Annotated in this window: 20 protein-coding genes; 8 read left to right on the top strand and 12 right to left on the bottom strand. The window is 73.5% G+C overall.

What is annotated here, in order from left to right; all coding sequences use genetic code 11:
* The first annotated feature begins 20 nt into the window (after nucleotides 1-20).
* The 3 genes from JQN83_RS18535 (at nucleotide 21) to JQN83_RS18525 (ending at nucleotide 3,242) form a co-directional block, all read left to right on the top strand.
* Nucleotides 21-353, top strand: coding sequence for a winged helix-turn-helix transcriptional regulator (locus JQN83_RS18535; protein ID WP_208568498.1), 333 nt, complete (start codon nucleotides 21-23; stop codon nucleotides 351-353).
* Nucleotides 354-445: 92 nt separating this feature from the next.
* Nucleotides 446-1,024: a TetR/AcrR family transcriptional regulator gene (locus JQN83_RS18530; RefSeq protein WP_208568383.1), complete on the top strand. Its 579-nt coding sequence runs from the start codon at nucleotides 446-448 to the stop codon at nucleotides 1,022-1,024.
* A gap of 13 nt (nucleotides 1,025-1,037) precedes the next feature.
* Nucleotides 1,038-3,242, top strand: a complete 2,205-nt coding sequence (locus JQN83_RS18525) for an MMPL family transporter (RefSeq protein ID WP_208568382.1) — start codon at nucleotides 1,038-1,040, stop codon at nucleotides 3,240-3,242.
* 92 nt (nucleotides 3,243-3,334) lie between these two features.
* Here JQN83_RS18525 and JQN83_RS18520 read toward each other — a convergent pair whose 3' ends face one another.
* Complete coding sequence (locus JQN83_RS18520) at nucleotides 3,335-4,591, bottom strand: erythromycin esterase family protein (protein WP_208568381.1); 1,257 nt, start codon at nucleotides 4,589-4,591, stop codon at nucleotides 3,335-3,337.
* A 93-nt stretch (nucleotides 4,592-4,684) separates the two neighbouring features.
* On the opposite strand from JQN83_RS18520, the gene JQN83_RS18515 reads away from it, so the two are divergent.
* A complete protein-coding gene (locus JQN83_RS18515; RefSeq protein ID WP_208568497.1) occupies nucleotides 4,685-4,876 on the top strand; it encodes a DUF2795 domain-containing protein in 192 nt (63 codons plus the stop codon).
* A 41-nt stretch (nucleotides 4,877-4,917) separates the two neighbouring features.
* Here the strand turns inward: JQN83_RS18515 and erm are convergent, their stop codons facing one another.
* Nucleotides 4,918-5,748 (bottom strand): ErmE/ErmH/ErmO/ErmR family 23S rRNA (adenine(2058)-N(6))-methyltransferase, encoded by an 831-nt coding sequence (gene erm / locus JQN83_RS18510; protein ID WP_208568380.1) that lies wholly within the window; start codon nucleotides 5,746-5,748, stop codon nucleotides 4,918-4,920.
* A 1,201-nt stretch (nucleotides 5,749-6,949) separates the two neighbouring features.
* Complete coding sequence (locus JQN83_RS18505) at nucleotides 6,950-7,855, bottom strand: Gfo/Idh/MocA family protein (RefSeq protein WP_208568496.1); 906 nt, start codon at nucleotides 7,853-7,855, stop codon at nucleotides 6,950-6,952.
* Between the two features lie 316 nt (nucleotides 7,856-8,171).
* Here JQN83_RS18505 and JQN83_RS18500 point away from each other — a divergent pair, with 316 nt between their 5' ends.
* Together JQN83_RS18500 and JQN83_RS18495 are read left to right on the top strand one after the other, a co-directional pair.
* Nucleotides 8,172-8,567, top strand: a complete 396-nt coding sequence (locus JQN83_RS18500) for a hypothetical protein (RefSeq protein WP_208568379.1) — start codon at nucleotides 8,172-8,174, stop codon at nucleotides 8,565-8,567.
* Nucleotides 8,560-8,985, top strand: coding sequence for a hypothetical protein (locus JQN83_RS18495; RefSeq protein WP_208568378.1), 426 nt, complete (start codon nucleotides 8,560-8,562; stop codon nucleotides 8,983-8,985). Before JQN83_RS18500 ends, JQN83_RS18495 begins: the two co-directional genes overlap by 8 nt.
* A 131-nt stretch (nucleotides 8,986-9,116) precedes the next feature.
* On the opposite strand, the gene fabG is transcribed toward JQN83_RS18495, so the two are convergent.
* Nucleotides 9,117-9,875 (bottom strand): 3-oxoacyl-ACP reductase FabG, encoded by a 759-nt coding sequence (fabG, locus tag JQN83_RS18490; protein WP_208568377.1) that lies wholly within the window; start codon nucleotides 9,873-9,875, stop codon nucleotides 9,117-9,119.
* 98 nt (nucleotides 9,876-9,973) lie between these two features.
* Nucleotides 9,974-11,626, bottom strand: a complete 1,653-nt coding sequence (locus tag JQN83_RS18485) for an alpha-amylase family protein (protein WP_208568376.1) — start codon at nucleotides 11,624-11,626, stop codon at nucleotides 9,974-9,976.
* Nucleotides 11,627-11,738: 112 nt separating this feature from the next.
* Between JQN83_RS18485 and JQN83_RS18480 the strand changes: the two genes are divergently transcribed.
* Together JQN83_RS18480 and JQN83_RS18475 are read left to right on the top strand one after the other, a co-directional pair.
* Complete coding sequence (locus tag JQN83_RS18480; RefSeq protein ID WP_208568375.1) at nucleotides 11,739-12,353, top strand: DUF1349 domain-containing protein; 615 nt, start codon at nucleotides 11,739-11,741, stop codon at nucleotides 12,351-12,353.
* Between the two features lie 196 nt (nucleotides 12,354-12,549).
* A complete protein-coding gene (locus JQN83_RS18475) occupies nucleotides 12,550-13,230 on the top strand; it encodes a DedA family protein (protein ID WP_208568374.1) in 681 nt (226 codons plus the stop codon).
* A 192-nt stretch (nucleotides 13,231-13,422) separates the two neighbouring features.
* Here the strand turns inward: JQN83_RS18475 and JQN83_RS18470 are convergent, their stop codons facing one another.
* From JQN83_RS18470 to lysX, 7 genes are all read right to left on the bottom strand, one after another.
* Nucleotides 13,423-14,985, bottom strand: coding sequence for a cellulose binding domain-containing protein (locus tag JQN83_RS18470; RefSeq protein WP_208568373.1), 1,563 nt, complete (start codon nucleotides 14,983-14,985; stop codon nucleotides 13,423-13,425).
* A 303-nt stretch (nucleotides 14,986-15,288) separates the two neighbouring features.
* Nucleotides 15,289-16,725, bottom strand: a complete 1,437-nt coding sequence (locus JQN83_RS18465; protein ID WP_208568372.1) for a carbohydrate-binding protein — start codon at nucleotides 16,723-16,725, stop codon at nucleotides 15,289-15,291.
* A gap of 76 nt (nucleotides 16,726-16,801) precedes the next feature.
* Complete coding sequence (locus tag JQN83_RS18460; RefSeq protein WP_208568371.1) at nucleotides 16,802-17,539, bottom strand: YidC/Oxa1 family membrane protein insertase; 738 nt, start codon at nucleotides 17,537-17,539, stop codon at nucleotides 16,802-16,804.
* Nucleotides 17,540-17,662: 123 nt separating this feature from the next.
* Nucleotides 17,663-17,974, bottom strand: coding sequence for a DUF6412 domain-containing protein (locus tag JQN83_RS18455; protein ID WP_307799421.1), 312 nt, complete (start codon nucleotides 17,972-17,974; stop codon nucleotides 17,663-17,665).
* 10 nt (nucleotides 17,975-17,984) lie between these two features.
* A complete protein-coding gene (locus JQN83_RS18450; protein ID WP_208568369.1) occupies nucleotides 17,985-18,854 on the bottom strand; it encodes an alpha/beta fold hydrolase in 870 nt (289 codons plus the stop codon).
* Nucleotides 18,851-19,555: a DUF998 domain-containing protein gene (locus JQN83_RS18445; protein WP_208568368.1), complete on the bottom strand. Its 705-nt coding sequence runs from the start codon at nucleotides 19,553-19,555 to the stop codon at nucleotides 18,851-18,853. Before JQN83_RS18445 ends, JQN83_RS18450 begins: the two co-directional genes overlap by 4 nt.
* The gene (gene lysX, locus JQN83_RS18440) at nucleotides 19,552-22,914 is read right to left on the bottom strand and encodes a bifunctional lysylphosphatidylglycerol synthetase/lysine--tRNA ligase LysX (RefSeq protein WP_307799420.1); all 3,363 of its coding nucleotides are present in this window, start codon (nucleotides 22,912-22,914) and stop codon (nucleotides 19,552-19,554) included. The genes JQN83_RS18445 and lysX overlap by 4 nt, the downstream gene beginning before the upstream one ends.
* Between the last annotated feature and the right edge of the window lie 44 nt (nucleotides 22,915-22,958).

Raw genomic sequence — 22,958 nt, 5'->3', positions numbered from 1 at the left:
GCCGGGACGGTGACTGCACGCTGCGGGAGGCGCTGGACCGGGTGGGCGGCAAGTGGAGCATCGGCATCCTGTTGGCCGCCTCCCCCGGGCCGGTCCGCTTCAACGAGTTGGCGCGGGGCATCGAGGGGATCAGCCGGCGGATGCTCACGTTGACGCTGCGTAACCTGGAGCGGGACGGCCTGCTGCACCGGCAGGCGTACCCGACCGTGCCGCCGAGGGTCGAGTACCGCGCCACCCCGATGGCGATGGAGCTGTACGAGCCGTTGGTGGCGCTGACCGACTGGGCACAGCGGCACCGGGCGGCGATCAGCCAGGCGCGGGCCGCGTACGACCGGGGGCATGACGGGGCCTGAGCGCGGTGCGGACCGGGCCTGTGGCGAACGCCACCGTCTTTCTCTGACCGATCGGTCAGTGTCTGACCGATCGGTCAGGCATGCTGGAACGCATGATCCGGCGCACCCCCCGCACCCACGGTGAGATCCTCGCCGCGGCGGCCCGGCGGTTCGCGGTTACCGGCTACAAGGGCACCTCGTTGCAGGACATCGCCCGCGAGGTGGGCTGCTCCAAGGCGGCGGTGCTCTACCACTTCGCCGGCAAGGAGGCCCTGCTCGCCGAGCTGATGGCCGGGCCGATCTCGGTGCTCTGCGAGCTGGACGAGCGGATCTCGGCGCTGACCGGGGCGGCGGCGCAGCAGGCGGCGGCAGAGGGCTTCGTCGACCTCGCGGTGCGGTTCCGGGGCGAGATCGCGCTGCTGCGCGGGGAGTTCCCGGAGCTGCTCGCCCAACCGGCCTTCGCCCACATCCACCTCATCTCGGAACGGCTGATCGAGGCGATGACCGGCCCCGACGGTGGGCAGGACGCGCGGGTCGCCGCGCTGGTCCTGCTCGCCGGCATCGCCGAGGGATGCGGCACGTTCGCCGACATCCCCGACGAGGAACTGCGTCCCGCCCTGCTGGCCGTCGCCCAGCGGGTCCTCGTGACTGCCGCACCACCGCCAACTCCCGACCACCAACACCAGGATTGAGGACAAGGATCTGATGGCGACCCTGCTGTACCGGCTAGGCCGGGCATCGTTGCGCCGCCGGCGACTCGTCGTCGCCGTCTGGCTCGTCGTACTCGTCGGCCTCGGCATCGCCGCAGCCACCCTGAAGGGCCCGACAGCCAGCAACTTCACCATGCCCGGCACCGAGTCGCAGCAGGCGTTGGACCTGCTCGCCGAGCGGTTCCCGGCAGCCAGCGGCGCCACCGGCACCATCGCGGTGAAGGCGCCCGCCGACGGCCAGTTGACCACCCCTGAGGGGCAGTCCGTCGTCAAGGGGGTCGTCCAGGAGGCGTCGACGCTGCCCGGCGTGGTCGGCGCCGTCGACCCGTACCAGTCCCAGGCGATCACCCCCAACGGCCGGTACGCCCTGATCCAGGTGCAGTTCGCCACCGGCGGGGACGAGGTGACCCCCGAGCAGCGCGAGGCGTACGAGAAGGTCGGCGCGCAGGCCGAGGCGCAGGGTTGGCAGATCGCCCCCGGCGGTGAGGTGCTCAACTCCGAGCCGGAGGTCGGCTCGACCGAGGCGTTGGGCGTGCTGGTCGCCGCGATCGTCCTGATCGTCACCTTCGGTTCGCTGGTCGCGGCCGGGATGACCATGCTGAACGCGCTGATCGGCGTCGGGGTCGGGATGGCCGGCCTGTTCGCCCTCAGCGGTACGGTCCAGTTGACCAGCACCGCGCCCATCCTGGCGCTGATGCTGGGCCTGGCGGTCGGCATCGACTACTCGCTGTTCATCACCTCCCGGCACCGGCAGCACCTGCTCGAAGGACTCACCCCGGAGGAGGCGGTCGGCCGGGCCGTCGGCACCGCCGGTTCCGCCGTGCTCTTCGCCGGGGCGACCGTGGTCATCGCGCTCGCCGGGCTCGCCGTCGTCGGCATCCCGTTCCTGACCGTGATGGGTCTGGCCGCCGCCGGCACGGTCAGCGTGGCGGTGCTGGTGGCGATCACCCTCGCCCCGGCGCTGCTCGGTTTCGCCGGCCGCCGGGTCCTGCCCCGCCGGCTGCGCAAGGCCGCCCCGGCCACCGAGACCGTCGAGGCCGTCGAGACCGTGGAGACCGCGCCGGCCGCCGAGGACCGCTCCGGGTTCGGGTTCCGCTGGGCGCAGTGGGTGACCCGGCTGCGCATCCCGGTCATCCTGGTCGGCCTGCTCGGCCTCGGGCTGCTCGCCCTGCCGGCCCAGGACATGCGGATCGCGCTGCCGGACGCCAGCACCGCCCCGGTGGGCAGCCCGGCCCGCACCAGCGCCGACCTGATCCGGGAGGGCTTCGGTCCGGGCTTCACCGGCCGGCTCGCCGTGGTGGTCACCTCGGACTCCGCGCAGGACACCGCAGCCGCCGTGCCGCAGGTCGCGGCGCTGATCCAGCGTACGGACGGGGTGCTGGCGGTGGCCCCACCGCAGCTCGACCCGACCGGTCGGACGGCACTGCTCGGGGTGATCCCGAAGAGCGGGCCGACCGACGCCGCCACCGAGACGCTGGTCCACGACATCCGGGACCGGGTCGGCTCGGTCGGCAACGCCGAGGTGCTGCTGACCGGGGTGACCGCGATCGGCATCGACGTGTCCGAGAAGCTCTCCGCCGCGATGCCGGTCTACCTGCTGCTGGTGGTGGGGTTGTCGATCCTGCTGCTGATGCTCGTGTTCCGGTCGATCCTGGTGCCGGTGAAGGCCGCGTTGGGCTTCCTGCTCACGGTGGCCGCCACGTTCGGCATCACCGTCGCGGTGTTCCAGCAGGGCCACCTGGCCAGCCTGGTCGGCCTGGACAGCCCGGCCCCGCTGATCAGCTTCCTGCCGATCCTGCTGATCGGCATCCTGTTCGGCCTGGCCATGGACTACGAGGTGTTCCTGGTCTCCCGGATGCGGGAGGACTTCGTGCACGGTGACACGGCCCGGCAGGCCACCATCAACGGGATGGGGCACGGGGCCCGGGTGGTGACCGCCGCCGCGCTGATCATGATGTCGGTGTTCGGGGGCTTCGTCTTCCTCGACGATCCGGTGATCAAGTCGATGGGCTTCGCGCTCGCGATCGGTGTCGCCATCGACGCCTTCGTGGTCCGGATGACCATCGTCCCCGCCGTGATGTCCCTGCTGAACACCAGGGCGTGGTGGCTCCCCCGCTGGCTCGACCGCGCCCTGCCCAACGTCGACATCGAGGGCGAGGGCCTCCGCGCCCACCTCGACAAGCAACCGGTCAACGTCTGACCCTGCCGATCATGGAGTTGTGGTGCCGACCCGGGGTTTTTCGCCCCGTTCCGTCCGGCACCACAACTCCATGATCCACATGGGAGCGGGGCTCAGAGGCCGGTGGGGTAGGTCTCCAGTTCGGCTACGGTGCTGGGGGTGGGTAGCGGGTGCAGGGCGGTGGAGGTGTCGCACCAGATGAAGGCGTCGTAGCGGTCGGCCAGCCGACTCGGGACGTAGTTGCCCCAGCGCTCGAAGGTCGGGTCGTAGACCACGCCGATGGCCCGGTGGTCGGCGGTGCCGGTGACCCAGTCGGGCTGGTCGGGGCCACCGAAGACGAGCACCGCCCGCTCCGGCAGCAGCTCGTGCAGCCGCGACTCCACCGAACCCTCCCGGGCCGGCGGCACCGTCATCACCTCGGCCGGTGACCCCCAGTGCGGGGCGGCCACCACAGTGCCCTGGTAACCACCGAGGCCGATCAGCGCCACCGCGTCGCGGCCCAGCCGTTCCCGGGCCAACTGCCCGATGTTGACCATCCCGTCGCCGGCCATGTCGGTGGCGCGGGCGTCTCCGATGTGGGTGTTGTGCGCCCACACGATGCCGCGTGATCCGGGTCCGTAGCGGGTCAGCAACCTCTCCAGGGTGTCCGCCATGTGGGTGTCGCGCACGTTCCAGGAATCCGGCCCACCGTGCACCATCGCCCGGTAGTACCGCTCCGCCCCCGCCACCACCTCCGCGTTCTGCCAGGCAGCGAAGGCGTCCGGGCCGTCCGAGGCGACATGTGCCCGGGTACGCGCCAACAGCCGGATCACCTCCTCCTCGCAGCGCGCCGAGACGAACCGGCTGGCCGCGCCGTACTCCTCGACCCGCCGGCCGAACGGCTCGAAGCACCGGTACGCGTCCTGGGCGGCCTCCATCGACTTCGGGTCCTCCTCACCGAGATAGTCGAAGATCGCCTGCATGGACTCCCAGAGGCTGTAGACGTCCAGCCCGTGGAAGCCGGACCGTTCCCGCTCCGGACGCTCCAGGTTCCACGCCCGCAGCCACCGGCAGAACCGGTCCACCTCGGCGTTCGCCCACATCCACGTCGGCCAGCGGGTGAACCGTCCCAGCGCGGTCCGGGGGTCCTGGGCGCCACCCGGTGCGCCGACCACCGACCGGTGCACCCGGTCGCAGTCCGGCCAGTCCCCCTCCACCGCCACGAAGTCGAACCCCTGCTCGGCGATGAGCCGCCGGGTGAGCTGCTCGCGCAACCGGTAGTAGTCGTAACTGCCGTGCGTCGCCTCACCGATCATGACCACGCGGGCGTCCCGGACCCGCTCCAGCAGGGGGTCGAAGTCGCTAGGCGTACCGAGCCGCTGTACCAGCATGGGCGGGGCTACCCGGCAGGGTCGGCGGACAAACCGCCGATGGTGTGGCGGGACCGGCCGGTGTGGCGGCGGGCGGAACGGGTAGCCGGCGGCATGAGCGTCACCGGGTTGCAGTTGCAGGAGTACCTGGCCGGGCTCGACTACCCGGTCTCCCGCGAGGACCTGGTCCGCTGGGGTCAGGAGAACGGGGCGAGCACCGAGCTGCTCCAACTGCTGCGGGCGCTGCCCGCCGAGCAGTTCGAGGACCCGGCCGACCTGAACGAGGCCCTCACCACCCTCGCCTGAGCCCCCACCCGGATACCTGGGCCCAGAGCGGGCGGCCCCGCTCACCACCGGCGGTCACCGGGTCGGCCCGGTGCGGTGGCAGCGTGCAACAGCCGGAACAGCACCAACCACTGTTCCGGCCAGACCAGCCCGACCGGGGTGGCCGGGTCGATCCGCGCCGCCCGCAGCGCACCGTCGACCCGCCGGCCGGGATGGGCCGCCCGCAGCGAGGCCGCGAGCGACCCGCCCGCCCCGCCGAACCCCAGCTCCACCATCCGCCGGTACGCGGGCAGCGCGGCCACGGCCAGCAGCGGCTCCGGCCGACGGTCGATCCGCAGGATGCCCCCGTCGACGGCGGGCACCGGACGAAACGCGGTGCGCGGCACCCGCCCGGCGAGCCGCCAGTCGTACTCCGGCCAGGTCAGCACCGTCAACCGACTCCACCGGCCGAGGTCACCGGTCCGCTTGCGGGCGTACTCCCACTGGGTGAGCAGGGTGGCCGCGCGCAACCGGGGCGCGGCGAGGCACCAGCGGACCACCGCCGCGGTCAACGACCACGGAATGTTGCCGACCACGGCGAACGGCTCGTCGGGCGGCGCGACGGTCAGGAAGTCGGCCTGCCGATGCGCCACGTGTGGCAGCGCCGCACACACCGCCGCCAACTCGGGGGCGACGGTCGGGTCGACCTCGTAGGCGATCAACCGGCCACACCGTCGGGCCAGCGGCCGGGTCAGCTGACCGCGACCGGCACCCACCTCCAGCAGCAGGTCGTCCGGGCCGGTATCGGCCGCCCGGACCATCCGCGTCACGGCGGCCGGGTCGGCGAGAAAATTCTGGGACAGTACGCGACGGGACCGGTCGCGTGCGGTGGTGCGGTCTCGGCGGGGCGCCACGGGTTCGTCCTGTCTGTCGCCGACCGGCGACGGTACGGACAGGCGCAGCACGACGCGGGGCCTGTCCGAGTGGATCGGGACTCGGACGACCCTGGGGATCGGCAGGGGGACGCTACGCGGTGACGGGGCAGGCGACGATCAGGCCAGACCCCTGCTCAGATCAGCGTGATCAGGCAGAGCGTGAACACGGGGAACGTGATCAGGGTCGGCGTGACCGGGATCGGCGTGACCGGGGTCGGCGTGATCACGCCGAGGCGGTCTCGTCAGGTCAGGCGCGGTGGGCGTCCCGGCCGGCCAGGGCCGGACGCCGGACTCGCGGGCGGGCCACCAGGAGGGGCCCCCGCGCGGCCGACGTGACGGCCACGCTGATCAGGGCGTGCATGCACATGGCCGCCACGCTAACGCACCTCCCACGTTCCGCAAGGCATTTCCGGATCGGTCCGCCACCGCCCCACCGGCTCATGACCCCGCCAACCCACGACACCACCGGCCCACGACACCACCGGGCCCACGACACCTGACCCGATCAGCACCCGCGCCGCCACCGCCGGGCCGGAAAGATCGGCCGCGCTGACGGTGCTCCGGCGGCCGGCCCATCCGGTCCCACCCCGGTCCGGTCCGGTCCGGTCCGGTCCGGTCCGCAGGACGATGCCCTACGTCGAGGCGCACGGCACCGGGACCGCGGCCCGCCAGCACCGCTGTCGGGCTGTCCCGCGCCGCGCCACCAGCTACCCAGCGTGACCCCGGCAGGGACACCATTGCCCAGACACCGATATGACGCAGCGGCATATTTATGCCGCCCAGGCATCACGCTCCTCGCCGCACCATGGGTCCACCGCCGCCACACCCGACCGACCACCGAGCCCACCGCACCACGGGACCACCACCCCCACACCCGACCGACCACCGAGCCCACCGCACCACGGGACCACCACCCCCACACCCGACCGACCACCGAGCCCGACCGCACCACGGGACCACCACCCCACACCCGACCGACCACCGAGCCCGACCGCACCACGGGACCACCACCCCCACACCCGACCGACCACCGAGCCCGACCGACGACCGAGCCCGCCCGACGACCGAGCCCGGACGCACGATGGCCCGCCGCACGCCGAGCCGACGCACGGTCAGCCGACCTGTGACATGCCCTACCAGCGACGGGCCGACCCCCGACAAGCCGGCCGGATCGGGGCGGTCAGTGGTGGAGGTCGACGGTGCGGGCCTCGGCGCGGGCGGTCTCCGCCGCCGCCAGGACCGCCACCACCTCCCGGCCGAACCGGATGTCACACCGGTGGTCCCGCTCACCCGAGTCGATCTGCCCCAGCAGTTGGTCGACGGCCGTACCGAAGGCGGTCAGCGCATTGCCGTCGCCCGGCGGTACGGTCTCGACGCCGTTCTCGCCGTAGAAGACGAAGTCCCGGGCAAGCGCCGTCGGCGGGGCGTCCAGGGTCAGCGACAGCGCGCTGGTGGCACCCCCGTCGTGGGTGAGCACCAGGTGCACCATCCCACCGGGACCGTCCAGTGCGGCGACCCGGGTGACCCGGCCGAGCACCGGCAAGACGATCGAGAGGGCGTGCGGGCCGATGTCCCACAGCGCCCCCTGCTCCCGCCGCCAGCGGGAACCGGCGTACGGGCTGCCGGGCTGGTAGATCGAGGCGAACTGGGTGGCGCGGGCGTGCTGCCAACCGCCGGCCGCAGCGGTGGCGGTGAGGAAGCCGTCGACGTTCGGGTGGAACCGCTGGGTGAAGAAGACCACCGAGGCCACCCCGGCGGCCCGCACTGCTGCGACCAGCCGGTCGGCCTCGGCGAGACTCAGCGCGAGGGGTTTGTCCAACAGCAGGTGGCGGCCGGCGGTGGCGGCCCGGATGGCGATCCCGGCCTGTACGTGCGGGGGCAGTGCCACGGCCACCGCGTCACAGACGTCGAGGAGCGCGTCGATGTCGGCGAACGCCGGTACACCGTGCCGGGCGGCCAGTGCGCCGGCCTTCTCCGGGTCGCGCCCCCAGACGCCCACCAACTCGGCGCGCGGATGCGCGTCCAGCCCCGCGCCGTGCGTCTGCGCCGCCCAGTGACCGGTGCCGAACAGGCCGAACCGCAGCACGTGGTACCCCCGGTCTCGTCGGGCCACGCGACACCGTGGCCGTCACCCACGCTAGCCGCCCCGCCCAGGCGACACAGCCGGGACCGGGCGACACAGCCGGGACCGGGCGACACAGCCGGGACCGGGCGACACAGCCGGGACCGGGTCGGGAGCGCCGTTGTCCGCGTGGCGACCGGTCGTCCCCACCGCCCGCTCCGGCGGGACCGGTTCGCCGGACCGGGACCGGGGCCATCCGGGACGGGGACCGGGACGACAGCGATTACTACGCTGGTTAGTAGGCTGTGCCGGTGACCGAGACACCCATCGGAGGGCCGCGATGACCGCCGCGGCGTCGGCCGGCTCGCCGGTGGACGGGGTCCTCGCCACGGCGACGATCGTGCTGTCGCTCGTACTCGCGCTGTGGAGCCTGGTGGCGGCGGTCCGGCACCGGCCGCCGGACCTCGTGCAGTCCGTCGGCCTGGGCCTGCTGGAGGTGGCGCTGCTCGCGCTGACCACCCTGGCCCTGGTCGCGGTCGTCGGCGGAGAACGGGCCGGCGAACCCGGCGCGTTCTTCGGATACCTGGTGACGTTGGTCTGCCTGCCCCTGCTGGCCTGGGTGCTGGCCAGGATGGAGCCGACCCGGTGGGGGTCGGCGATCGTCTGCGCGGTCTGCCTGGTCCTGCCGGTGGTCGTGGTCCGGCTCCAGCAGACCTGGGAGGTCGTCGGTGGTTGACACCCGGGCGTCGGCGCGCGCCACCAACGCGGGGCCGGGACGGCTGCTGATCGCCGTCTACATCCTGTTCGCCATCGCCGCCACCTCCCGGGCCGCACTCCAGATCGCCACGAAGTTCGACGAGGCGCCGGTGGCGTACCTGCTCTCGGCGGTGGCCGCGCTGATCTACATCGTGGCGGCGGTCGGGCTGGCCCGCGCCGGGCACGCCGGCCGCCGGGTCGCGCTGGCCTGCTGCTCGGTGGAGCTGGTCGGGGTGGTCGGCGTCGGCGTGCTCAGCCTGGTCGACGCCGAGCTCTTCCCCGACGAGACGGTCTGGTCCGGCTTCGGCAGCGGCTACGGCTACATCCCGCTGGTGCTGCCGGTGTTGGGGCTGCTCTGGCTCTGGAGCACCCGCACCCGCACCGCCGCCGACTCCTGACACCCGGCTTCCGGTCCGGGTCCTGACGCCGGAGCCGGGTCCGGGTCGTGACGCCGGCTTCCGGTCCGGGTCCTGACGCCGGCTCCGGCTCCGACGGCTGACGCCGGCCCGGGGCCGGACGCCCGGCCCGGTCAGTCCTTCGGGCCGCCCGCGACGTAGATGACCTGCCCGGAGACGAAGGACGCGCCCTCGCTGACCAGGAACGAGATGGTGTGCGCGACGTCCTCGGGGCGGCCGGGTCGACGGACCGGGATCTCGGCGGCGGCGTGCTTCTGCAGGTCGTCGAAGTCGACCTTCATCCGGGCGGCGGTGGCGGCGGTCATGTCGGTGACGATGAAGCCGGGGGCGACCGCGTTGACCGTCACCCCGAACGGCCCCAGCTCGATGGCGAGGGTCTTGGTGAAACCCTGGAGGCCGGCCTTGGCCGCCGCGTAGTTGGCCTGGCCCCGGTTGCCCAGCGCCGAGGTGCTGGACAGGTTGACGATCCGGCCGTACTTCTGCTCGACCATGTGCCGCTGGGCGGCCTGGCTGAACAGGAACGCGCCGCGCAGGTGCACCCCCAGCACGGTGTCCCAGTCGGCGTCGGTCATCTTGAACAGCAGGTTGTCCCGCAGCACCCCGGCGTTGTTGACCAGCACCGTCGGCCCGCCCAGTTCGGTGGCGACCCGCTCGACGGCGACCTCGACCTGCTCCCGGTCGGCGACGTCCGCGCCGACACCGAGGGCCCGGCCACCGGCGGCGGTGATCGCGTCCACGGTCGGCCCGGTCGCCGCCTCGTCGATGTCGACCACGGCGACGGCCATGCCGTCGGCGGCCAGCCGCCGGGCGGTGGCCGCGCCGATGCCGCGCGCGGCTCCGGTGACGATGGCGACGCGGGACTCCTCCGACATGACTACCTCCCGGTAACTTCTGGCTCGATCGAAGGAGCCTACCCGCCCCGACCCCCGCCGATGTCCCGGCCGGGCCGGGACGTCGACGGGGGTGACGGTCAGTAGGTGGTGGAGCGGCAGAGCCGGATCCAGCGGTAGCCGTGCCCGCCCAGCTTCAGGCTGTCCAGCTTGCCGACGTCGCCGTAACCCCGGTCGGTCAGGACGTCGATCGGCAGGTCCGCCTCGGCGGCCAGGGTGCTCAGGTCCACCTCCACGTCCTCGGTGCCGAGGTTGTGCAGGAAGACCATGGTGCCGGTCGGGCCGTCGGCGCGGTGCGCGAGCACCCCGGCCGGCATCGGCACGTCGATGTGCGAGGTCGAGCCGGAGCCGATCTCCGGGGCCTCCCGCAGGGTCCGGATCATCCGCTCGAACCAGGCCAGCAGGGACGTCGAGTCGCCCCGTTGGGCGGTGACGTTGACCTGCTGGTAGCCGAAGTCACCCTTGTCGATCACCGGGCGGATCAGCTTCTCCGGGTCCGCCGTGGAGAAACCGCCGTTCTCCTTGTACGACCACTGCATCGGGGTACGGATCGCGTCCCGCCCGTCCAGCGCGAGGTTCTCCCCCATCCCGATCTCCTCGCCGTAGCGCAGCACCGGCGTGCCGCGCAACGAGAACTGGAGCGCGTACGCCAGCTCGATGTGCCGGCGGTCGTTGCCGAGCATCGGGGCGAGCCGACGCCGGATGCCCCGGCCGTAGAGCTGCATGTTCTCGTCCGGCCCGAACTTCGCCAGCACGTCGTTGCGCTGGTCGGCGGTGAGCCGGGACAGGTCGATCTCGTCGTGGTTGCGCAGGAAGGTCGCCCACTGGCCGCCGGTGGGCAGCTTCGGGGTGTCGCGCAGCGCGTCGATGATCGCCTCCGGGTCCTCCCGGGCGAGGGCGAGCATCAGCCGGCCGTTGAGCATGAAGTCGAAGAGCATGTGGATCCGGTTGCCCGAGCCGCCGCCGTCGCCGAAGTAGACCGGCAGTTGGTCGGGCTCGACGTTCGCCTCGGCCAGCAGCACCGCGTCACCGCGCCGCCACTGCACGTGCTGGCGCAGGTCGGTGATGAAGTCGAAGTCCTTGGGGGCGTTCGGGTTGCCCGGCTCGGTCTGCTCGATGATGAAGGGCACGGCGTCCATCCGGAAACCGGAGACGCCGAGCTGGAGCCAGAACGAGGTGATCTTCTTGATCTCGGCGCGGACCTTCGGGTTCTCGATGTTGAGATCCGGTTGGAACTTGTAGAAGCGGTGGTAGAACCACGCCTTGGCGGTCCGGTCGTAGCTCCACGTCTCGTGCTGCTCGCCCGGGAAGACCATGCCCTGGTGCCGGTCCGCCGGCTCCTGGTCGGCCCAGACGTACCAGTCACGGTACGGCGAGTCGGGCGAGGACCTGGCCGACTGGAACCACGGGTGCTGGTCGGAGGTGTGGTTGACCACCAGGTCGATGATGACCCGGATGCCCCGGTTCTGTGCCTGGTGCAGCAGCTCGGCGAAGTCACCGAGGGTCCCCAGCCGCGGGTCGACGTTGTAGAAGTCGGTCGCGTCGTATCCGTCGTCCTGGTTGGGCGAGGGATGGATCGGGTTGAGCCAGAGGCAGGTCACCCCCAGCCGCGCCAGGTAGTCGAGCCGGCCGATCAGGCCCCGGAAGTCACCGACCCCGTCACCGTCGGAGTCCGCGTACGTGTCGACGTCGAGGCAGTAGACGACGGCCTCTGAATACCACCTGTCACCCATGCCGGCCTAATGTCTCCGATCGCTCGACGCCGCAAACGCGAGGCCCGTTCCATCGTCCGTCGGTGGCCACCGCACCGACCCGGGACGGGCCGGTGCGGGGTACGGTCCGGGCATGGCTGCGCATCCGACGGACGGCTCCCGCACGGTCGACTGGGACGAGGGCCGGTGGCTGCACCCACCGGTACGGGTGGACCGGGCCGGTGACGGCACGCTGCTGGTGGAGCCGGCCGCCAACAGCGACCTGTGGCGGCACACCAGCTACGGCTTCGTCCACGACGACGGGCCGGCGCTGCTCGCCCCGCTGCCGGCCGACGACGCGGTCGAGGTGGACTTCCTGCTCGACTACACCGCCCAGTTCGACCAGGCCGGGGTGCTGGTGCGGGTGGACGAGCAAAACTGGATCAAGGCCGGGGTGGAGGTCAGCGACGGACTGCCGCAGGTCGGCGCGGTGGTGACCCGCGAGTTCTCCGACTGGTCGGTGGCCCCGGTGCCGGACTGGCAGGGCCGGGAGGTGACCGTGCGGGCCAGCCGCAGCGGCGACGCGCTGACGGTCCGGGCGCGGGTCGCCGACGGGCCGTGGCGGCTGGTGCGGCTCGCCCCGCTCGCCCCGGACGCGGTGGCCCTGGCCGGGCCGTTCTGCTGTGCGCCCACCCGGGGCGGGCTGACCGTCCGGTTCACCGGCTGGCGACAGGGCCCGGCGGACCGGGGACTGCACCCCTGCGACTGAGCCCCGGCTCAACCGGCTGCGACCGCCCGGTCTCCTGGCGGCATGACCGGCTGCGAACGGTCTCCTGGTGGCGTGGGTCGGACGGCGCAACCGGGCAGCGGTGGGGTTCGGCGGGTGGGCCCCCTCACCGCAGGGTGTAAGTGGTGGCCGGCTGGGTACCACTGTCCGATCCCGCCGGCCCGCTGGAAGGACGCCCATGGCTCTCGCCGAGAACGTCGACCCGAACAAGTTCACCGGGCTGACCGGCTGGGTGGCGGGCGTCATCGACTCCCTCGGCGCGGTCGGCGTCGCCTTCCTGGTGGCGTTGGAGAGCATCATCCCGCCGATCCCGAGCGAGATCGTGCTGGCGATGGCCGGCTACCTCGCCGCCGAGGGCCGGTTCAGCCTGGTGGTGATCATCCTCGCCGCGACGGTCGGTTCGCTGGTCGGCGCGCTGGTGCTCTACTGGCTCGGCGCGGCGATCGGCGAGGAACGGCTCAAGCACTGGCTGGACCGCATCCCGCTGGTCGACCGGGAGGACCTGGAGAAGGCCGACCGTTGGTTCGAGCGGCACGGCCGGTGGGCGGTGCTGATCGGCCGGCTGGTGCCGGTGGTGCGCAGCCTGGTCTCCGTCCCGGCCGGTGCGAACCGGATGCCGATGGGCGAGTTCGTGCTGCTCACCACGCTGGGCAGCGGGGTGTGGAACGCGCTGGTGGTCGGCCTCGGTTACACGCTGGGCTCGCGTTGGCAGGACGTGGAGAAGTACAGCGACTGGTTCAACTACGCCATCTTCGCGGTCTTCGCGGTCATGATCGTGAGCTGGGCCGGCAAGAAGATCCGCTCCCGCCGTGACCGGGGTGACCGGGGCGACCGACGCTCGGTGTCCGCCGACCACTGACCGGACCACCGCACCGCCCGACCGGCACGGGTTGACCCCGCCCGAAGGGCCGCGAGGGCAGGGTGAGAGGTACGGCCATTAGACAACGGCGGGCATGAAGACCGCCCGGCCGAGCAGCCGCCCCGCCGGTGGAGCCGCCCCGCCCGATGGAGCCGGACCGTCGGACCGGCCGGCCCCACCGGGCGGTGTTGTTCAGAACCTCGCGGTGATCGAGGTGAACTCCCAGAGGTTCTGGGCGATGCCGGAGCAGTTGGCGACCACTCCCCCGTCCGGGCAGGCGCGGTCGCGGTTGACCGACCAGAAGGTGAACCGGGACAGCCCCCGTGCCTTGGCCCAGTCCCGGATCTGCGTCCAGGTGGCCGGCGAGGTCAGCTCCCGCTGGTCGGACAGGCCGTTCATGCCGCTGATGCCCATGTGCGCGTACGCGGTGGCGTCGGACCAGCCGAACGCCGACTTGAGCGTGGTCTTCAGCCCTTCGGCGGCGTTGACGGTGTTCTGGTACATGTTCGCCCCGCCGCCGAAGTCGAACGGCATGATCGTGAAGGTGTCGATGTTCGCGCCGAGCGCGGCGGCCTGGTTGATCAGCCGGGTGCCGTAGTACGACGGCCCGGTGGTCGAGGTGCCGAAGGTGACGATCGTCCTGATCCCCGGGTTGTTCTGCTTGACGATCTTCAGGGCGCCGAGGATGCGGTCCTGCACCACCTCGTTCTCGAACTCGTCGCTGTTCTCGATGTCGATGTCGATCGCCTTCAACCCGTACGCGTTGATCACCTGCTGGTACGCCCCGGCGAGGGCGCTGGCCGACGCGCAGTTCGGGCCGAGCTTGTTGCCGCTCCAGCCGCCGAACGACGGGATGACGTCACCGCCGGCTGCCCGGATCGCGGCGATGGTGTTGGCGTGCGCGCCTCCGGTGAGCGGCCCGGAGCCGTCCCAGGCGGGGGTGCAGCCGCCGCCGGAGAGCACGAACGCGATGGTGAACCACTTCACCCCGGTCGCCCCCATCACGGTGGCCGGCGCGGGCGGGTCGCCCCAGCCGGGGTAGAGGTAGGGGGCGGCGGCCATCGTGCCGTTGCCGCCGGTGCAGCCGGTGGTGGTGGCCGACACCGCTGCCGATTTCGCCGACTCCCCTGCGGAGTTGTACGCCGTGACGGTCCAGCTGTGGGTGGAGCAGGCGGCCAGCCCGGAGACGGTGGTCGAGGTGCCGGTAACGGTGGCCTTCACCGTGCCGCCCTCGTAGATCCGGTAGCCGGTGACCGTGCCGGAGACGGAGTTCCAGGCCAGCGTGGCCGACGAGGCGGTGGTGCCGGTGACCCGCAGCCCGCCCGGGGTGGCCGGGCCGGTCGGGTTGCCGGGGCCGCCGCCGGTGCAGGCCCCGCCGTTGACCGTGCAGTTCGTCGGGTCGCCGGTGCCGGCGACGACGAAGCCGAAGGTGGTGCTGGCGCCCGGCGCGAGGCTGCCGTTCCAGCTCTGGTTGAGGGCGGTGACGCGCTGGCCGGAGCTGCTCAGCCGGGCGTCCCAGAACGACCCGACGGTGCTGCCCGAGGGCAGGTCGAACGCGACGGTCCACGAGCTGATCGCGGTCGAGGTGTCGTTGGTGACGGTGAACTTGGCCTCGTACCCGCTGCCCCAGCTGGCGGTGCGGACGAAGGCGGCGGTGGCGGCGGACGCGGCCGACGGGGCCACGAGCGTGCCGGTGACCAGGGCGGCGGCGAGCGCGACGGCGAGGGTTGCCGCGCGGGGGGAGCGGAGTCTCACGGGTGGCCTCCAGTGGACCGGAGCGGGTCGGGGGCGGGGGGGTGCGACCGGGCCGCGTGCGCGGGCCGGTGGGCGCGGTCCGGGGGTGGGACCGCCGGAACGACGATGAACCGATCCACGGTCGTCCACGTCCGCGCTCATTATTAAGACTCTTAACTGTTAATGTCCAGAGCCCTTTCCGGCCGCCCACTCCCCGCCGCTTCGACCCGACCACACCGGCGCGGGCGGTCGCCGGGTCGCGGGCCGGCCCGGCGCATGGGTTCGGGGTCCGCGCCACCCCGGCGCGGACCCCGGACCGCCCGGTCAGCGGCGGAAGGTGAACCAGTTGACGTTGACGAAGTCGGCCGGCTGGCCACTGCTGAAGGTGAGGTAGACGGTGTGCCGCCCGGTCACCGTCGACACGTTGCCGGGCACCGACCGCCAGCTCTGCCAACCACCGGTGTTGGCCAGGGCGAAGCTGCCGATCGGGGTGGCGGTCGGGCTGTCCACCCGCACCTCGACCAGGCCGCTCACCCCGCCCGCCGCGCCGGAGGCCACCCGGGCCAGGAAGTCGCGCGGGCCGCTGCTGCCGAAGTCCACGTTGTCGTAGCGGGCCCAGTCACCGTTGCGCAGCGCGGCGATGTTCTGCCCGCCCTCGGCACAGGTCTCGACGGCCACCCCGTTCTGCCCGGAGAACGCCTCGGCCTGGATCGTCGAGTAGGCGTCCACGGTGCCCGACGGCGGCGGGGTGGTCGGGGCCGGCGTGGTGGGGGTGGGCGTCGGGGTGGAGCCGCCGCCCCGGCGGTAGACCGCGACGTAGTCGACCAGCATCGGCCGACCGGAGACGGTCGAGCCGGTCGGCGTGACGGCACCGGCCACCCCGTCCGGGAAGGAGCCGCCCATCGCCACGTTGAGCAGCAGGAAGTAACCGCCGTGGCCGGTCATCTGCGCCCAGTAGCTGGCCCCGACCTGGTTCTGGGTGACGGTGTGGAACAGCTGCCCGTCGACGTACCAGCGCAGCTGCTGCGGGCTGACCGAGGTGTCCCACTCGGTGCGGTAGGTGTGGAAGGCCGCCTGGCAGGCGCTGCCGGGGCAGACCCGGGTCGCGCCCAGCCCGCTGAACTCGTTGCACGGGCCGCCGGGGGCCACCCCGCAGTGCAGCGCGCCCCAGACCTGGTTGAGCCCGTTGACGTTCTCCATCACGTCGATCTCGCCGATGCCCGGCCAGTTCTGGTAGTTGCCCCGGTAGGGTGCGCCGAGCGCCCAGAACGCCGGCCAGTAGCCGGCCGCCTGGGCGCCGGTGACGTTGGGCATCTGGATCCGCCCCTCGATCGCCAGCACCCCGCCCGACGGGGGCTTGAAGTCGGTGCGCACGGTCTCGATCCGGGCCGAGGTCCACCGGCCGGCGGAGTCGCGCAGCGGGGTGATCCGCAGGTTGCCGGACCCGTCGTGGGCCAGGTTGGCGGTGCTGCCGGTGTACGTCTGGATCTCGCCGGTGCCCCAGTTGGCCGGGCCGCCCGGGTAGCTGGTGCCGGTGTCGACGATCCAGTTGGCCGAGGACGGCAGGGTGCCGGCCCCGCCGGTGAAGTCGTCGCTCCACATCAGGCTCCACCCCGACGGCGGCGTCGGGACGGCGGCCTGGGCGGCGACCGAGACGCCGGTCAGCGCGGTGGCGGCGGCGAGCGTGACCGCCAGGGCGAGCCGGCGGCGGGGCCGGCGCGGGGCGGTGGGGGCGACCGGAGCCGCCGGGACAGCGTTCATCGGGATGCCTCTCTGGGGGACGGGAGCAAAGAGAGCGCTCTCTGAGCGGTTTTCTACGCTCCCGCCCCACCATTTGTCAACGCTCGTCGATGGCTTCGGCCGGCACCGGTTGCGGCCGACGCAGCAGCACGTGTTCCGCCACCGTCCACCCGGTGGTGGTGACCAGGTAGAGCACCGCCGCCAACGGCACCACCACCGCCAGCAGCACCGTCCCGTACGGCAGCAGCGGCAGCACCCGGGCCAGCAACGCCGCCCCCGGCTGGTCCGTCGGCGCGGCGGCCGACGCCGTCCGCCGGGCCCGCCGGGACAGCACCGTGGCCAGGCCGGCCAGGGCCGCCAGCAGCACCCCGAACACCAGCAGCACCGACAGGGTCAGCCCGTCGCCCAGGTGCCAGCCCAGCGGCACCCCGGCCAGCCGCGCGTCGAGCAGCCCGACCGCACCGTCACCGGTGCCGAACAGGCGGTACATGACCAGGAAGAACGGAGCCTGGAGCAGCGCCGGCAGGCACCCCGCCACCGGCGACGCCCCGGCCCGGCGGTAGAGCGCGAACACCTCCGACTGCAACGTCGCCGGGTCGTCCGCGTACCGCTGCTGGAGCTGGCGCAACTGCGGGGCGAGGGCCGCGCGACGCCGCTCCGCGCGGACCTGGGCGACGGTCAGCGGTGAGATCAACAGCCTGACGGCGATGGTGAACAACACGATGGCGGCGGCGGTGGCGGCCCCGCCGGCCAGCGGTGTCAGCAGCCCGACGAGCCAGCCGACGACGGAACCCGCGGCGGCAGCCGCGTCGTGCACAGGTGAGAAGGCGAGCATGGGGGAACCCCTCGGTCCGATTCCGGAGGTCCGCACGGGACGTCGACCGGCCGCCCGTCAGGGCGGTCGGCGGTTCACCGTGGGACGGATGACGACGGAACCGGTCGGCGGCGGCGCGCGGGATCAGCCCGCGACCGGGGACCACCCGACCGGGAGGGAACCCCCGGGTGCCCGGGGGCGGGGTCGGCCCGCCGCGTCCGGATCGACCTGCCGGGGTACGCGTCGACGCCGGGCCCGGTCGCGTAACCCGACCGCCCGCCGCCGCCCCGTGCCGGGGCCGGACGTCGGCCGGGGACGGGTCGCCAGCAGGACGACGAGCAGCAACGCGGCCACCACCGCCGCACCGGCGAGCAGGTCACCCGGCCGGTCCGCGAGCAGGGTCAGCCCGACGAGCGCGTACGCCCACAGACCCGTCACCACCCGCAGCCCCGACACGCCCGCCAGCCTAGGACCCGCTGTCACGTCGGACCGCCACGACGGCCTCGACCACCGTCTCCGGCCGGTCCACGTGCAGCAGATGCCGGGCGTCCCGCAATACCTCCTGCCGGCCGGCGGGGAAGCTCGCCGCCAGCGCGGCGTGCCCGGCCCGCCACGCCGCCCGACCGGCCGGGGTGGGCACGTCGCCGAGCGCGGTCAACACCCGCACCGGCAGCGTCGGTGCCGCCGTCACCGCCCGCAACGCCACCAGTTCCGCCGCCACCGCCGGGTGCGCCAACCACTGCACCAGCGCCCCGACCAGCACCGATCCGCAGCCGTACGCCGCCGCAGCGGTCGGGTCGGGCGGGCGGACGCTCATCGGGCGCACCGCCCGACGCCACGCCCCCGGGCCGTACCGGCGGGCCAGACCGGACCGGTCGAGCGCCCCGGCCAGCACCGGTGCCCCGGCCGCCACCGTGCCGGCCGTCCACGCCGACCACCACCGCCACCGGGCCGCCCCGGCCGGGTCCACCAGGCTCGGGTCCACCAGCACCAGCCCGGCGAGCCGCCCCGGATGCCGCCGGGCGTACGCCTCGGCGGGCAGCGCCGCCGCCGAGTGCGCCACCAGCACCGGCCGGTCCAGCCCGGTCACCGCCGTGTCGAGGCGGGCCAGTTCGGCGGTGAGGGTGGGCACCCGGGTGTCGTCCGGCCGGTCCAGCCGGCGCACCCGGCAGCCGGCGGCGGTCAGCGGCGGCACCAGCCGGTCCCAGGTCGCCGCCCCCTCCCCCATCCCCGGGCAGAGCAGCACCCCCGGCCCGCCGGCCCGACCGGTAGCCGCCGCGTCGTCGGCGGTGGGCCGGTCGGGCGCAGGCCGATCAGGGGTGGCCGGGCCGGTCACCGGGGGCGCTCCGGGCCGGGGCCCCGGCGGGCGACGGCGGCGGTGAGCAGCAGCCAGCCGGACAGGCCGGTGAGCTGGACCCGCTGCCACAGGCCCAGCCCCCACTCGGGGTGCAGGGTGGCGACCAGCGTGCCGACCGTGCCGACCGCCAGCACCACCGCCACCACCAGCCCGGCCCGGCGGCGGACCGGGCCCCGCAGCACGGCGAGGACCGCAACCAGGCTGAGCAGTGCGCCGGCCACCGCCACCGACGAGGTGACCGTGTGGGCCTGGTGCCGCCAGGACAACTCGCCCAGCTCCTCCAGCCGGGCGCAGCGGTCGTCGATCGAGGGGGCGCAGTCCATCGAGGTGTAACCGCCGTCGACGGCGGTGGCGACAGCGAACACCAGCAGCCCCCACCAGGCCGGCCGGGGCACCTCCCGGACCACCCGGGCCAGCAGCAACCCCGCCGCCGTCGCGCACAGCCCGGTCGTCACGTCGCCGAGCTGGAAGACCAGGTGGTACGGCTGGTCCCGGGCGGCCAGTTCACTCAGGTAGCTCTGCACCGGCCGCAGCCCCGGGTTGAGCACCGGGGCGAGCAGCCAGGAGGCGTAACAGACCGCCGCCACCACCAGCGCCACCGCCGCCCCGGTCCGGGCGATCCGGTGCCCGCCGCCCCCACGGCGGGCCGCCGGGTCCGGGTCACGGTGGGGACGGTTCACGAGGACTCGCGGACCATCGGGAACGGCAGGGTCTCCCGGATGGACCGGCCGGTCAGCAACATCACCAACCGGTCCACGCCCAACCCCAGGCCACCGGTCGGCGGCATCGCGTACTCCAGGGCGGTGAGGAAGTCCTCGTCCAGCTCCATCGCCTCCGGGTCACCACCGGCCGCCTTCAACGACTGGGCGGTCAACCGCCGCCGCTGCTCGGTCGGGTCGACCAGCTCCGAGTACGCGGTGCCCAGCTCCATCCCGAACGCCACCAGGTCCCACCGCTCGGCCAACCGGGGATCGGACCGGTGCTGCCGGGTCAACGGCGACACGTCGGTCGGGAAGTCCAGGTAGAACGTGGGCACGTCGGTACGCGCCTCGACCAGCCGCTCGTACAGCTCCAGCAGCAGCTCGGCGCGCGCCCACCCCGGGTCGTACGGCACCTGGGCCGTGTCGGCGAGCCGGCGCAGGGTGGCGACGTCGGTGTCGACGGTCACCTCCTCGCCCAGCGCGGCGGAGACCGCCCCGTGCACCGTGTGGACCGGCCACGGCCCGCCGATGTCGACCAGCTCACCGGTGCCCGGTCGACGGGCCAGTGGAGCCCCGTGCACCGCCACCGCCGCCGCGACGATCAGCTCCCGGGCCAGCTCCCGCATGTCGTGGTAGTCGGCGTACGCCTGGTACGCCTCCAGCACGGTGAACTCCGGGTTGTGGCTGAAGTCGACACCCTCGTTGCGGAACACCCGGCCCAGCTCGTACACCCGCTCGACGCCGCCCACGGCGAGCCGCTTGAGGTACAGCTCCGGGGCGATCCGCAGGGTCAACCGCAGGTCGTAGGCGTTGCTGTGGGTGACGAACGGGCGGGCGTTCGCTCCGCCGTGCACCCGTTGCAGGATCGGCGTCTCCACCTCCAGGAAGTCCCGCGACACCAGGGTCTGCCGCAGGCTGGTCAGGGTGGCGCTGCGGGCGCGCAGCAGGTCCCGGGCCTGCGGGCTGGTCGCCAGGTCCAGGTAGCGGCGGCGGACCCGCGCCTCCGGGTCGGCCAGGCCGTGGTGCTTGTCGGGCAGCGGGCGCAGGCACTTGGCCGTGAGCTGCCAGTCGGCCACCCGGACCGACACCTCGCCACGCCGGGTGGCGTACACCTCGCCGGTCGCGCCGACGTGGTCGCCGATGTCGACGGTGGCCCGCCACCGGGGCAGCTCCTTCTCCAGCACCAGTTGCAGGTCGCCACTGCCGTCCCGGATGGTGACGAAGCAGATCCGACCGTGGTCGCGGACCAGCAGCACCCGCCCGGCCACCGACACGGTCTCCCCCGTGCCGGTGTCCGGGGCCAGCCCGGCGTGCCGCGCCCGCACCGCCGCACACCCGTCGGTACGCGGCCACCCCACCGGGTACGCCTCGACGCCCTGCGCCCGTAGCCGGTCCAGCTTCGCCCGCCGGACCCGCACCTGCTCGGGCTGCTGCTCGCGGGCCGGTTCGGGGCTGACCGCGTGCACCGTGGCCGCGTCCGGCGGCACGAACCCCACCCCGCCACCGGCCGGGGGTGCCCCGTACAGCGGGGACGGCCGGCCGCCCGGCAACGCCACGAAGCCCTCCGCGACGGCGGCGGCCAACCCCACCCGGGCCAACTCCCGCCGCTCGCCGAAGCACAGGTAGCGGGGCGTCCAGTGCGGCTGGTACTTGGCATTGGACAGGTACAGCGACTCCAACTGCCACCAGCGGGAGAAGAACAGCAGCGTACGCCGCCACAGCCGGATCACCGGGCCGGCGCCGATCCGGGCGCCCTGCTCGAACACCGACCGGAACACGGCGAAGTTCAGCGACACCCGCTCGACACCCAGCCGGGGGGCCGCACCGAGCAGCGCGGCCACCATGAACTCGGTGACCCCGTTCTCGGCGGTGCGGTCCCGACGCATCAGGTCCAGCGACAGGCCGTCGGTGCCCCACGGGCTCAACGACAGCAGCGCCCGCACCCGGCCGGTGCCGTCGCGGGCCTCCACCAGCACGCAGTCACCGTCGGCCGGGTCACCGAGCCGGCCCAGCGCCATCGAGAAGCCGCGCTCGTGCTCGGTGTCCCGCCAGCGGGTGGCCAGGGCGGCGAGGTCGGCCAGCTCGTCCGGCGGGATCTCGTGGTGCCGGCGGACCAGCGCGGTGTGACCGGCCCGCTCGACCCGGTGCACCGCCTGCCGGACCGGGCGCATGTCCCGCCCGCCCAGGTCGAACTCCCGGGCCAGCAGGATCGCCTCGTCGCCCAGTTGCAGCACCTTCAACCCGTGCCGGTGGTAGGCCCGCGCGCCGGCCTCGCTGGCCCCCATCACCGCCGGGGTCCAGGCGTACTCCCGGGCCTGGTCCAGCCAGGCGGTGATGGCCGGACCCCACGCCTCCGGGTCGCCGACCGGGTCGCCGCTGGCCAGGCTCACCCCGTTGACCACCCGGTAGGTCAGCGCCGCCTTCCCGCTGGCTGAGAAGATCGCCGCCTTGTCCCGTCGGGTGGCGAAGTAGCCGAGCGAGTCCCGGTCGCCGTAGCGGGCCAGCAGTTCCCGGATCCGCTGCTCCTCGTCGGGGTGCAGCACGGCGGCGGCGCGCTGGGAACGCAGCAGGGTGAACAGGCCGGCCAGGAAGGCTACCGCGCCCATCCCGCCGAGCAGCAGGTTGACCCAGCCGGGGGCCTGGCCCTGCCGGGTGACGTCCAGGGTGATCGCCCCGCCGAAGACCTTCTCGATGGCGTACCCGACCCGGTCCAGCAAGCTGCGCAGGCTGCCGGGCACGGCGGTGAGCAGCAGGTAACCGAGCCCGACGGCAGCCGCGGCGAGACCGAAGAACACCCCGAGGGCGCGGCGGGTGCTGCCGCTGCGGACCCGGGCGTAGAACTCCCGCCGGGCGGTCAGCAGCAGGGTCAGGGCGGCGGCGGCGAACCCGATGCCCACCCAGACACCGACGGCGTCGATCAGGGTGAACAGCCGCCGGCCGGCGTCGTCGGTGAGCTGGTCCGCGCCGACGGTCACCAGCACCAGGCCGGTCAGCACCCCGACGACCAGGCTGAGGATGAAGTAGACGACCAGCACCCAGTACGCCAGCCGCTTACGGCGCAGCACCGCCGCGGCGAGGGTGCCGAGGAACACCGCGTACGCCAGGTTGGCCGGCGCCGGCACCAGCAGCGTGTCGATGGTGGTCCGGACCGGCTGGAACTCGGCGTTGGCCGCGCTGCTCACCGCCGCCAGCGCGCAGATCGCGGCGATGAACCACAGCAGCGCCGCGAACATCCGGGGCACCTGCCGCCGCCAGTCCCGCCCGGCCGGCCGGGGCGGGTGGCCGGGCCGCCGCGCCGGGGTCGGGGGCGCCGACTGGGGCACCGTCGTCGGGGTCACCTGACCTCCCTCACGTTCCCGCCCCGGCCCGCTCCAGGTCGGGG

Source organism: Micromonospora antibiotica (assembly GCF_017599305.1).
Lineage (GTDB): Bacteria > Actinomycetota > Actinomycetes > Mycobacteriales > Micromonosporaceae > Micromonospora > Micromonospora antibiotica.
Note: the sequence above shows the minus strand (reverse complement) of the source record. Positions and strands in the feature narration are given on the sequence as shown.